Genomic DNA, 12,712 nt, shown 5'->3' with positions numbered 1-12,712 from the left:
CTGACATGCAATTCAACGAGGGTCCTGCCATGAACCACTCCCGGTCCGGCGCGAACATCGTTCGCCTCGTGCTCGTCCTCCTCGCCGCGATGGTGCTGGCCTCCTGCGGCGGCGGCGGCGGCGTGCCCTACACCGGCGTCACCACCCGGCCGCTGAGCCAGGAGTACATCACCCGCAAGGCGGTGGCCTATTCGCCGTACCGCACCGCGGCGACCGTCGACGACCTGGCTGCCGAGGTGATTCCCAAGGCCAACATCAAGCAGGACCTCGACCTGCTGCTGGCCGCGGGCTACCGGCTCATCCGCCTGTTCGACAGCTCCGACAAGGTGGCGCGGCAGACGCTGGAGGTCATCCGCGACAACAACCTGAACATCAAGGTGCAGCTCGGCGCCTTCGTGCTGGGCAACGACGAGGCCGCCAGCCTCGCCGAGATCGAGCGCTGCGTGACGCTGGCCAACGAATTCCAGGACATCGTGCTGGCGGTCAGCGTGGGCAACGAGACGATGGTGAGCTGGGCCTTCAACAAGATCTCGCCAACGGTGATGGCCCGCTACCTGCGCAGCGTGCGCGACCGCGTCCCGCAGCCGGTGACCACCGACGACAACTACGCCTTCTGGGCCGGCGCGCCGACCGTCATCACCGATCAGATCGACTTCGCGGCGCTGCACACCTACGCCAACCTCGACACCTGGTTCGACCCGACCCGCTGGGAGTGGAAGTTCGCGAACGTGCCCGAGCGGCAGCGCGCCGTCGCGATGATGGATGCCGCGATCGCCGAGACGAAGCGGCAGTACCAGGAGGCGCGCGACCACCTCGACAAGAAGGGCCTGTCGTACCTGCCGATCATCATCGGCGAGACGGGCTGGAACGCGGTCGACGTCGGCCGGCAGAAGTTCCGCGCCCACCCGGTCAACCAGTCGATGTACCTGCAGCGGCTGGAAGCCTTCGCCGCGGAAGGCCGCGCGGGCAACGGCCCGAAGAACATCTTCTACTTCGAGGCCTTCGACGAGCCGTGGAAGCAGGGCGACGACAAGTGGGGCTTATTCAACAAGGACCGTCAGGCCCGCTACGCCGTCCAGGCGATCAACCCGCCGGGGGCGGTATTCGGCAGCGCCACCTGGGTCTACGAGCCGGTGATCTCCGCCAACGACGCCGACGGCGACGGCGTCTACACCGAGGCCGACGCCACCTACTTCGAGCCGCCGGTGGTCAACGCCGAGGTCACGGCGACCCGCTACACGCTGTACTCCGACAACGCGCCGGGCGCCTCCGACGTGCTGGCCACGGGCCTGCGCTGGGATGCCTTCGACGGCAACACGGCAGGCTACGCCGAAGTGGCCGGCACCTACGGGCCCGGCGACGCCAGCAACAGCCTGCGCATCACGCCGCAGCCGGCCTCCTACGGCTGGGGCCTGCTGCGCCAGTCGGGCACCGGGGTGACCGAGAACCTGTCTGCGTTCGCGACCGGCGGCACGATCGATTTCCTCGTCAGCACCACCTACCCGGGGAAGATCGAGATCGGCATCTCCACCGACACGCAGGACCGCGAGGCCCAGGAGGCCTTCCTGCAGATCGGCCCGGGCGACTACGGCTACTGCAGCACCGGCGCCTGGTGCGCGGTGTCGATCCCGCTGAGCGCCTTCCAGGCCGCCAACCCGAGGCTCGACCTGTCGCTGGTGCTGTCGCGGTTCATCATCGCCGACCGCTACGCCTTCACCGGCAAGCCGGACAACTCGGGCATCACCAACCCAATCTTCGTCGACGCGATCCGCTGGTCGAGGTGAGCCGGCCGGCAGGCTGAGGCATGGACGCCCTGGCGACGATGCGCTGCGTGACCAGCTCGCGCGACGGCCTGCGCCTGGCCGGGAAGCCGCTGCCCCAGGCCGGCCGCCAGGAGCACCGGCAGCTGCCGCGCATCGTCGTCGACACGGCGCACCGCTACCAGACGCACCTCGGCTTCGGCGGCGCCTTCACCGAGGCCGCGGCCAGCGTCTGGCAGGGGCTGCCCGAAGCTGCGCGCGAGCAGCTGCTGACGGACTACTTCGACCCGGTGCGCGGCCACGGCTACACGCTCGGCCGCGTTCACATCAACTCCTGCGACTTCTCGCTAGGCCACTACGCCCACGTGGAGACGCCGGGAGACTTCGCGCTCGCCAGCTTCAGCATCGAGCGCGACCGCCAGGCCGTGCTGCCCTTCATCCGCGCCGCGCAGCGCGTCGCGGGCCGGCCGCTGCAGCTGCTGGCCTCGCCCTGGAGCCCGCCGGCCTGGATGAAGACCAACGGCCAGATGAGCCATGGCGGGCGGCTGCGGCCCGAGTGCCGCGACGCCTGGGCGCAGTGCTACGTGCGCTTCATCCGCGCCTACGAGGCCGAGGGCGTGCCGATCTGGGGCGTGTCGGTGCAGAACGAGCCGATGGCACAGCAGGTGTGGGATTCGTGCCTGTACAGCGCCGAGGAGGAGCGCGACTTCGTGCGCGACCACCTCGGCCCGGCGCTGCACGCCGCCGGCCTCGGCAACGTGAAGATCGTCATCTGGGACCACAACCGCGACCTGATGCTGGAACGCGCCCGCGTCGTGTATTCCGACCCCGAGGCGGCGCGCTACGTCTGGGGCATCGGCTTCCACTGGTACGGCGCCGAGCACTTCGACCACGTGCAGCAGGTGCACGACGACTGGCCCGACCGGCAATTGCTCTTCACCGAAGGCTGCCAGGAAGGCGGGCCGCACACCGGCGAATGGGAGGTCGGCGAGCGCTACGTGCACAACATCGTCAACGACCTCAACCGCTGGACGGTTGGCTGGATCGACTGGAACCTGCTGCTCGACGAGCACGGCGGGCCCAACCACGTCGGCAACTTCTGCAATGCGCCGATCCTGGCCGACACTGCCCGGGGCGAGCTGATGCACCAGAGCGCCTACTGGGCGCTCGGCCACTTCGCGCGCTACATCCGCCCCGGCGCGCGGCGGGTGCGGTCGGTCGCGGCACAGGAGGTCGACGCCACCGCCTTCGTCAACACCGACGGCTCGACCGCCGTCGTCGCCGCCAACCGCCACGACAGCGCGCTGCGCTATGCGTTGTGCGTCGACGAGGCCTGCCGCGTGATCGAGTTGCCGCCGCGCTCGATCTCCACCTTCGTCGTCGACGGGAGCGGGCCGTGAGCGCGAGCCTGACCATGCAAGGCGGCTTCGTCGAGGACGACGGCGAGGCCTGGTACCGCATCGACGGCTACGACCGCGCGCCGCCCTTCTTCGTGGCGCTGGCCAGTGACAGCGACCTCTGGGCCTTCGTCTCCACCGCCGGCTCGCTGGCTGCCGGGCGCGGCGAGGCCGACGGCGCCTTCCTGCCGTACGAGACCGTCGACCGCATCCACCTGCGCTGGGAGCACACCGGGCCGCGCAGCTGGATCCGCGTCGTCGACGGCGATCGCGTCGAGCTCTGGCAGCCCTTCGCGCCGCGGCTGGACGGTGGCGCCGGCGCTCGCTCGGTGTGGAAGAACCTGTCGGGGACGCGGCTGCGCTTCCGCGAAGTCCATCCCTCCGGCCGGCTCGTCTTCGAGCACGAATGGTCGAGTGCGGCCGGCCTCGGGCTGGTGCGCCGCGCGCGGCTGTGGGCCGGCGGCGAAGCGGTGCGCGTCGAGGTGCTGGACGGTGTGCTGAATCTCGTGCCGCCCGGCGTGAGCGTGATCCACGCGTCGACGATGAGCTGCCTGGCCGATGCCTACAAGTGGAACGAGCTGGCTGCCGGCGGGCGCCTGGGCCTGTACACGCTGTACGCGAAGATCTGGGATCGCGCCGAGCCCAAGGAGTCGTTCGAAGCGCTGGTGGCCTGGCATGCCGGGCTGCCGGCGGGCGGCCGCACGCTGCTGTCCGACGCGCAGGTGGGCGCCTTCTGCCGCAGCGGCCGGGTCGAGCCGGAGACGCTCACGCGCGGCCGGCGCGGTGCCTTCCTCGTGCACTTTGCCGGCGTGGCGGACGCGCGCGGCTTCGAATGGCACCAGGTCATCGACTCGCCGTGCTCGCAGGTGCAGGCGGCCGAGCTCGCGCGGCGGCTGGAAGCCGGCGGCGGCACGCCGCAGGAGATCCGCGAGGCCGTCGCCGCCAATACGCGCGGGCTCGACGAGTTGCTGGCCCGTGCCGATGCCTTCCAGCAGTCGGCCGACACCATGGCCGCCGCGCATCACCGCGCCAACGTGCTCTTCAACATCATGCGCGGCGGCGTATTCGCCAACGGGACCCTGCTCGACCGGGACGACCTGCGCGCCTTCATCGCCCGGCGCAACCGCCCCCTCGCCGTGGCGCTGGCCCCGACGATCGACGCCTGGCCGGCGCAGATCGAGCGCGAGGACGCGATCGCGGCGGCGCGCGCCGCCGTTGGTGAACATGCCGAACGCCTGGTGCTGGGCTACCTGCCGCTGACCTTCAGCCGCCGCCACGGCGACCCGAGCCGGCCGTGGAACCGCTTCTCCATCCGCGTGCGCGATGCCGCCGGACGCCGCGTCATCGCCTACCAGGGCAACTGGCGCGACATCTTCCAGAACTGGGAGGCACTGCTCACCAGCGAGCCGGCCTATGCGGCCTCGATGATCGAGGCCTTCCTCGGTGCGATGACGCCCGACGGCTACAACCCCTACCGCATCGGCCGCGACGGCATCGACTGGGAGACGGTCGAGCCCGACAACCCGTGGAGCCACATCGGCTATTGGGGCGACCACCAGGTGATCTACCTGCTGCGCCTGCTCGAGGCAGCGCAGGCACGCGAACCCGGCCTGCTGGCCTCGATGTGGGATCGCAAGCTGTTCAGCTTCGCCGACGTGCCCTACCGCTTGCGCCCGTATGCGCAGCAGGTCGCGAACCCGAAGGACACCATCGTTTTCGACGACACGGCCCATGCCCGCGCCCATGAGCGCGCAAAGCGCATCGGTGCCGACGGCTTGATGGTCTGCGACGCGCACGATCGCCCGGTGCTCGCCACGCTGGCCGAGAAGCTCGCGATCATCGTGCTGGCCAAGGCGGGCAGCCTGGTGCCGGGCGGCGGGCTGTGGCTGCACACGCAGCGGCCGGAGTGGAACGACGCCAACAACGCGCTGGTGGGCAACGGCCTGTCGGTGGTGACACTGGCGCAGCTGCGCCGCTTCCTCGTGTTCATCGCCGCGTTGCCCGGCGCCGATCGGCCCTTCGCGCTGTCGGCGGCGACGCTGCAGGCGCTGCAGCGCTTCCATGAGCTCGTGCGCGAGACCACCGTCGAGGCCGCGCTCGATGCCGTGGCGCGCCGCCGATTCGTCGATCGCGCCGGCAAGCTGCTCGACGACTGGCGCGCCGCCGCCTACCGGGGCGCGGATGGCCGCAGCGATGCCTGCGCGCCGGCCGGAGCGCTGGTCGAGCTGGCAAAGGACTTGCTGCCGCTGGTGGACGCCACACTGCAGCGCTGCCGCCGCGACGACGGCCTGTTCGACAGCTACAACCTGGTGGACTTCCGGACGCCGGGCCGCGCCGAGCTGAGCCGGCTCTATCCGATGCTCGAAGGCCAGGTGGCGCTGCTGGCCTGCGACTGGCTGTCGCTGCGCGAGGCGGTCACGCTGCTCGACACACTGTTCGCCAGCCCGATGTTCGATGCGCGGCGCAACAGCTTCACGCTCTACCCCGACCGGCGGCTGCCCGGCTTCCTGGAGCGCAACCGGCTCGACGCCGAGGCGCTCACGCTGCCGGTGGTGCAGGCCATCCTGGCGGCGCGCCGCACCGAGCTGCTGCAGCAGGAGAGCGACGGCACGGTGCGCTTCGCGCCCGGCCTGGCCAACCGCGGTGACCTCGAAGCCGCCGGACGCGACCTCGGCGACGCGCTTCAGCCGCTGGCCGAGGCCTACGAGCGGCTGCTCGCCCACCATGCCTTCACCGGCCGCTCCGGGACGATGTTCGCCTACGAGGGCCTGGGCTGCATCTACTGGCACATGGTGGCCAAGCTGCTGCTGGCGGTGCAGGAGCGGGTGTTCGAGGCCTCGGACGCCGGCGCCCCCGAACTGCCGGCGCTGGTGGCCCACTACCGCCGCGTGCGCGACGGCCTGGGGTACCGGCGCAGTGCGGCCGAGTACGGCGCCTTCCCGGCCGATCCGTACAGCCACACTGCCGGCGAAGGCGGGGCGCAGCAGCCGGGCATGACGGGGCAGGTGAAGGAGGAGATCCTCACCCGCTGGGGCGAACTCGGCCTGCGCTTCGAGCACGGACAGATCCGCTTCGACCCGGTGCTGCTCGACCCGCACGAGATCCCGCAACGAGGCGCCCTGAGCTTCACGCTGGCGCGCGTGCCCTACCGCATCCGCCGCGGCGCAGCCACGCGCATTCGCACCCTGGCCGCGTCACACTGGACCGAGCACCCGCAGCCGCGCTTCGACCCGGCCGGCGTCGAGGCGGTGGAGATCGAGCTGCCGGTCCGCGAGCCCTGACCTGATCCGCGAAAGCCATTCATGCCCACCACCGCCGCCCACAAGGTTCCGTTCGGTCAGAAGGTCGCCTTCGGGCTGGGCATGCTGGCCAACCAGATGTTCCCGGCCGCGCTCGGCATCTTCATGGTGGTGCTGGTACAGGACATGGGCTTCCCCGGCTGGATGTGGGGCATCCTGTTCTTCCTGCCGCGGGTGTTCGATTCGGTGACCGACCCGATCATGGGCTTCATCTCCGACAACACGCGGTCGAAGTGGGGCCGGCGCCGGCAGTACGTGTTCACCGGCGCGATCGTGATGGGCATCTCCTTCGTCGCGATGTGGCAGCTCCATCGCGCCGACGGCATACCCTACAACTTCGTCTACTTCCTGTGCTGGAGCCTCGTGTTCTACACGGGGCTCACGCTGTTCAGCATTCCGTACGTCGCCATCGGCTACGAGATGAGCGACGACTTCCACGAGCGCACCAGCATCATGGCCGTGGCGCAGTGGATCGGCCAGTGGGCCTGGGTGATCGCGCCGTGGTTCTGGGTGGTGATGTACGACCCGAAGTGGTTCGAGAACGCCGACTCGGCCACGCGCACGCTGTCGATCTGGGTCGGCGTGGTCTGCATGCTGCTGGCCATGGTGCCGGCGCTGTTCATCCCCAGCCGCTCCAGCCAGGACGACACCCACCTCATCCCGCTGACGTGGAAGAACCTCGGCGGCGGCATGAAGGAGATTCTCAATGGCTTCAAGGAAGCATTCGGCTCCGCGCCCTTCCGCAAGCTTTGCTTTGCCACCTTCCTGATCTTCAACGCCTTCAACACGGTAGCGGCGTTCTCGTTCTTCATCGTCGTCTACCACCTGTTCGGCGGCAACGCGCCGGCAGCCGGCATCTGGCCCACGCTGTTCGGCAGCGTGGGTGCGCTGATCACCACCTTTGCGGTGATCCCCACCGTGGCGTGGATGTCCCGGCACATGGGCAAGAAGAACGCCTTCATGGTCTCGCAGGGCATCTCCCTCATCGGCTACGTGCTGCTGTGGTTCCTGATGGTGCCCGGCAAGCCGTACATGTTCATGTTCGCGCTGCCGTTCTTCTCGTTCGGCATCGGCGGCCTGTTCACGCTGATGATGTCGATGACGGCCGACGTCTGCGACCTCGACGAGCTCGCCACCGGCAAGCGGCGCGAAGGCATCTTCGGCGCCATCTACTGGTGGATGGTGAAGTTCGGCTTCGCCATCGCCGGCCTGCTCAGCGGCGCGATCATGACGTGGGTCGGCTTCACGCCGGGCGCCGCGGCGCAGCCCGAGGGCGCGGTCGACGGCCTGCGGCTGTTCTATTCCGGCGTGCCCATCTTCGGCACGCTGCTGGCGATGTGGATCATGCGCAGCTACGACCTCGACGAGGCGCGGGCCACCGAGGTGCACGCCGAGCTCGAGCGGCGCAAGCAGCATGCCGCCGCGGCGTCGTCGCAGGGCTCGGGGGCGCGGGCCTGGCTCGCCGAGCGCGGCTTGCTGCTGCCCGGCGCGGCGGGCTCGCCGCTGGCCGGCAAGACGCCGCAGCAGATCCGCGCGCTCTACGCCGAGCAGTTCGACGCTGGCCTGTACGGCCTGTGCTTCAGCGCCTACGTGGAAGGGCAGCGCGCGGGCGACCGGATCTCGCAGGCGCAGGTGCAGCGGCGCCTCGACGTCATCGCGCCGCACACGCGCTGGGTGCGCAGCTTCGCCTGCACCGAGGGGCACGAGCTGATTCCGCGGCTCGCGCGCGACAGGGGCCTGAAGACGATGGCCGGCGCCTGGATCAGCCACGACCGCGAGCGCAACGAGCGTGAGATCCAGGGCCTGATCGAGCTGGCGCAGCAAGGCGTGGTCGACATCGCCGTGGTGGGCAACGAGGTGCTGCTGCGCGGCGAGCTGCCCGAGCAGGAGCTGCTGGGCTATATCCAGCGCGTGCGTGCTGCGGTGCCCGAAGGCGTGCTGGTGAGCTGCGTCGACGCCTACTTCCAGTTCCTCGAGCGTCCGGCGCTGACCGCGGCCTGCGACGTGCTGCTGCCCAACTGCTACCCCTTCTGGGAGGGCGCCGACATCGATGTGGCCGCGCAGTACCTGCGGCGCATGCATGCGCTGGTGAAGGCCGCCGGCGGCGACAAGCGCGTGATCGTCGCGGAGACGGGCTGGCCCGGCAGGGGGCAGGCGGTGGCTGCGGCCGTGCCCTCGGCGGAGAACGCGATGCGCTACTTCATCGACGTGCAGCAGTGGGCCCGTGGCGAAGGGGTCAAGCTGTTCTACTTCTCCTCGTTCGACGAGCCGTGGAAGCTCGGCCAGGAGGGCGAAGTGGGCACGCAGTGGGGGCTGTGGGACAAGGACGAGCGGCGCAAGTACGGTGCCTGAACGCGAGGCACCTACAGCCCGGGGATCCAGCGGGCGAGCTCCTCTTGCAGTGCCTCGAGCATCAGCGGCTTGGTCAGGTAGCCTGACATGCCCGCCCCGCGGCACGCTTGCGCATCTCCGACCATCGCGTGCGCCGTGAGTGCCACGATGGGGAATGCCGGCAGCTCGCCGCGAGCCTGCCTGGCGCACAGCTCGCGCGTGGCACTCAGTCCGTCCATCACCGGCATCTGCAGGTCCATGAGGACCAGCCGGGGGGGATCCTCGGCGCAGGCGGCGAGCGCCTGCGCACCGTCACCGACGCTGCGCCAGGGCAGGCCCAGGCTGTCGAGGAAGGCCTCCGCGATCATCCGGTTGGTGGCGTTGTCCTCGACCACCAGCACGTGCTTGCCGCCGCGGCCGGGAGCGGGCGAGGGCGACGACACAGGCGCCACCGCCGGCCGCTGGGTCATCAACCGGATGTCGCGCGGCGACAGAGGCATCACGTCGATGCGCAGGTCCAATTGCCTTGCGTCTTGCTCGAGCGCGGGCTCGTTCCACTCGGGACGGACCAGCAGGCGCATGTCGACCGCGGGCAGCGCCGCGCGCAAGGCCGCGAGATCGGTCTGCGGGTCTGCACCCGGCTCGGCGAGGATGAGCAGCGCCGGATGCTCAACGGCCGGCGTATGGATGGCGCGCGAGATGAGCGCGCCGAAGTCGGTGAACAGCTCGGCGCTCCAGCCGACGCGGGCCAGCCGCCGCTGAAGCCATTCGCCGCCCTCGCGTTGCCGGTACAGGAGCCAGGCCAGGCCCGGTGCCGATGCGGGTGGCGGATCCGGGTCGGCTGCCGCGGCCATCGGCAGCGTGATGGTGAAGGTGCTGCCCACGCCCGGCGTGCTTTCTGCGGAGATCGACCCGCCCATGCGGTGCGCGATCTCGCGCGCAATCGGCAGCCCGAGACCGGCGCCGTCGTGCGAGCGCGTGAGGCTGTCGTCCCCCTGCACGAATGGCTCGAACACCTGAGCCAGGCGCTGCGGCGACAGGCCGGGGCCGGAGTCGACGACCCGCAGGGTGAACAGGCGCCACGCCGCGCGATCCGGGTGAGCCACCAGAGACGCGCGCAGTTCGACATAGCCCTGTTCGGTGAATCGCACGGCGTTGTCGACCAGGTTGCCGACGATCTGGCGCACGCGCAACTCGTCGCCGCGAACCCACGTGGGCTCACCCTCCCAGTCGTAGCGCAACAGCAGGCCCTTGCTGCGCGCCAGCGGCATCGCGCCGCGCAGCACCTCGGCGACGGACTCTGCGAGGTCGAAGGCCTCGTCGGCCAGTGTCTTGCCGCCATCCCTCAACTGCGTCAGGTCGAGCACGTGCGCGATCGTGCGCTGCAGTGCCCGGCCGGACTGCATCGCCACCTCGAGGTAGCGGCGCTGGGCCGGATCCGAGGCCGTGCGCCGTGCCAGGTCGACCAGGCCGAGCAGGCCGGCCAGGGGCGTGCGCAGCTCGTGGCTCATGTGCGCAAGGAATCGCGCCTGCAGCGCGTCGAGTGCCGACGCATCGTCCGCACCCGCACCCGCACCCCCACCCGCACCGGGACCGGAACCCGGCTGAGCCTCGGGCGGGACGGGCGGTTCGGAAGTCGACATGGCACGGCAGGCGTCTTCCCGGGCCATCTTACTGCCCACCTGCCCGAGCCGGATTCGACCCTTCAGCCGTCAGGTCATGTCGGTCTGCAAGTCGGCCAACAGTTCGGGGTAGAGCGCCTCCACCACCCGCTTCGGCCGGCGGTCCACCGTGAACAGCCCCCAGTGCTTCTCCGGCTCCAGCGGGTCGGGCGAGCCCTTCCACGGCTCGTCGAAGGCCTCGAACACGAAGCACAGCAGGCCCGCTTCGCGCGTCCACGCCATCAGGTCCTGGTAGTAGATCGCCTGCAGTTCTTGCACCGCGTGCTCGGCGTGCATGCCGCGGCCGTTGCTGGCGGTGCACCAGCCGGCTTCGGTGATCACGACCGGCTTGCCGGGGTAGAGCGCCGCCACGCTCTCGACGTTGGCCTGGGTGTAGTCCAGCGCCTCGTGGATGTGCTTGTACTCCCACACCGGGTAGGTGTGCACGGAGATGAAGTCGAGCTCGGCAACCAGCTCGCGCAGCTTGTGCTGCCAGGGCACGTAGTTCTCGCAGAAGGTCACCGGCTGCGCCACCGCGGCCTTGACGCGCTTCACGTGCTCGATCATGCGCGGCACCGGCACGTAGTGGTCGGTCCAGTCGACGGTGGCCTCGTTGCCCACCGCGACCGAGAAGACGATGTCCTCGTGGCGCCGCGCCAGTGCGATCAGTCGTTCGACTTCGGCGTCGTTCTCGCGCCGGTTGGCCTCGAGCGTCGCCTCGTCGTAGGTGCCGCCCCAGGGGCAGCCGAAGTTGTTCATCTCGGCGCCGAGGTAGGCGCCGAGCATCACCTGCAAGGGCAGCGCGTCTTCGCGGATCACCTGCAGCACGCGCTCGGCATGCACGCTGCAGTCGTACAGCCGCAGCAGCTGCCAGTGCTTGGCGAGGATGTGCAGGTCCTCGCGGATCTCCGCGACGGACGGATAAAGCTGGCGGTTCGGATCCTGCCCCTGGCGGTAGCCGGAGTAGCAGATCGCGTTGCCTCGGGGCAGGGTCACGGTCATCGTGTCGTCGGGTCCATCCGGAGTCCGCTCAGCCGAACTTGGGGCGGGCGTCCTTGTCCCACAGGCCCCAGTAGGCACCCACGTCGCCCTCGGCGCCCACCTTCCAGGCTTCGTCGAAGGCGGCGAAGTAGAAGACCTCGATGCCTTCGTCGCGCGCCCAGCGCATGGTGTCGATGAAGTAGCGCATCGCGCCCTCTTCCGAGGGCACTGCGCCGTGGAAGGGGCTGCCCTGGTCGGGCCAGCCGGTCTCGCTGATCAGCACGCGCTTGCCCGGCGCCGCCGCGCGGGTGCGCTGCATCATGCTCTGCATGTACGCCAGCGCCTGCTCGCGCGGGCAGCCTTCCCAGAAGGGGTAGCAGTTGGTCATCACCACGTCGCAGGCGGCGGTCACGCGCGGGTGCTTCTCGAACAGGTAGTAGGCGTCGACGTAACCCACCGGCACGCCGGGCAGCGCCCGCTTCACACGCTCGATCTGCGCGATCAGCTCGTCTTCGCTCAGGTCCTCGCGCAGCAGCACCTCGTTGCCCACCGCCACGATGTCGGCATGGCCGGCGCGCGCCACGGCGATCACGCCCTCGATCTCGCGCTCGTTGATCGCGGCATCGGTGCCGAGCCAGGCTCCGACCAGCGTCTTCAGGCCCATCGCGTGCGCGATCGCCGGCGTCTGCTCGTGGCCTTCGGTGCAGGAGAAGCTGCGCACCCATCGGGTGTGCGGGCGGATGACCTCCAGCCGGGCGCGAATCTGCGCCTCGCTCACCTGCGCGCCGGGCGATTGCCCTCCGAGGTAGGGGCTGAAGCACAGGCCGTGAACGCCGGCGTCGAGCACCGCGCGCAGTTCGGCCGCCAGCGAGGCACGCAGGTCCGCGGGCATCGGCGTCGCGGTGGGTGTAGCCGCGGGCGGTGCGCCGGGCAAGGAGTCGTCTCGGGTGGGCCGGGTCATCGGAGTCTCCGTCGGTCGTCGGGGTGCGCCGGGGCTCAGCGCTTCTTCTTCTGCCAGGGCATGCGCCCGGCGCCGCGCGGCCGGGTGGGGCCATAGCCGCCGGCCTTCTCGTACACGCGCACGTAGTCGACCACCAGCTCGGCGGGAAAGCGCGTCTGCTCGTTCGGCACGCCGGGGAAGTTGCCGCCTACCGCCACGTTCATCACCAGGTAGAAGGGCTGGTCGAACGGTGCGGGCCAGGGATTGAGGTCGGCCTCCTTCTTCGGCGCGATGCCGCCGCCGTCCTTCAGGCGGCTGCAGCTCCACCAGTGGTCGTAGGTGC

7 protein-coding genes and 1 pseudogene are annotated in these 12,712 nt (G+C 70.1%); 4 read left to right on the top strand and 4 right to left on the bottom strand.

The annotated features are described in order from the left end of the window. The first annotated feature begins 29 nt into the window (after positions 1 to 29). The 4 genes from AB7U92_RS10205 to AB7U92_RS10190 are packed head-to-tail and all read left to right on the top strand — an operon-like array spanning position 30 to position 8,808. Positions 30 to 1,784 (top strand): glycosyl hydrolase family 17 protein, encoded by a 1,755-nt coding sequence (locus AB7U92_RS10205; protein ID WP_428576082.1) that lies wholly within the window; start codon positions 30 to 32, stop codon positions 1,782 to 1,784. A 20-nt stretch (positions 1,785 to 1,804) separates the two neighbouring features. After that, positions 1,805 to 3,160 carry a glycoside hydrolase family 30 protein gene (locus tag AB7U92_RS10200; protein WP_428576081.1) on the top strand — a complete coding sequence of 452 codons (1,356 nt, stop codon included), beginning with the start codon at positions 1,805 to 1,807 and terminating at the stop codon, positions 3,158 to 3,160. Then, positions 3,157 to 6,438 (top strand): hypothetical protein, encoded by a 3,282-nt coding sequence (locus tag AB7U92_RS10195; protein ID WP_428576080.1) that lies wholly within the window; start codon positions 3,157 to 3,159, stop codon positions 6,436 to 6,438. Before AB7U92_RS10200 ends, AB7U92_RS10195 begins: the two co-directional genes overlap by 4 nt. A 21-nt stretch (positions 6,439 to 6,459) precedes the next feature. Continuing rightward, complete coding sequence (locus tag AB7U92_RS10190) at positions 6,460 to 8,808, top strand: MFS transporter (RefSeq protein ID WP_428576079.1); 2,349 nt, start codon at positions 6,460 to 6,462, stop codon at positions 8,806 to 8,808. An 11-nt stretch (positions 8,809 to 8,819) separates the two neighbouring features. Here the strand turns inward: AB7U92_RS10190 and AB7U92_RS10185 are convergent, their stop codons facing one another. From AB7U92_RS10185 to AB7U92_RS10170, 4 genes and pseudogenes are all read right to left on the bottom strand, one after another. Continuing rightward, positions 8,820 to 10,430, bottom strand: coding sequence for a hybrid sensor histidine kinase/response regulator (locus AB7U92_RS10185; RefSeq protein ID WP_428576078.1), 1,611 nt, complete (start codon positions 10,428 to 10,430; stop codon positions 8,820 to 8,822). Positions 10,431 to 10,499: 69 nt separating this feature from the next. Next, positions 10,500 to 11,444 carry a glycosyl hydrolase family 17 protein gene (locus AB7U92_RS10180; RefSeq protein WP_428576077.1) on the bottom strand — a complete coding sequence of 315 codons (945 nt, stop codon included), beginning with the start codon at positions 11,442 to 11,444 and terminating at the stop codon, positions 10,500 to 10,502. Positions 11,445 to 11,478: 34 nt separating this feature from the next. Further along, positions 11,479 to 12,390: a glycosyl hydrolase family 17 protein gene (locus tag AB7U92_RS10175; protein WP_428576076.1), complete on the bottom strand. Its 912-nt coding sequence runs from the start codon at positions 12,388 to 12,390 to the stop codon at positions 11,479 to 11,481. A 35-nt stretch (positions 12,391 to 12,425) separates the two neighbouring features. Then, positions 12,426 to 12,712, bottom strand: a pseudogene (locus tag AB7U92_RS10170) (glycoside hydrolase family 16 protein); the annotation flags it as partial.

Source organism: Piscinibacter sp., from assembly GCF_050175855.1.
Taxonomy (GTDB): domain Bacteria; phylum Pseudomonadota; class Gammaproteobacteria; order Burkholderiales; family Burkholderiaceae_C; genus Piscinibacter.
This window is presented reverse-complemented; position numbering and strand designations above follow the sequence as displayed.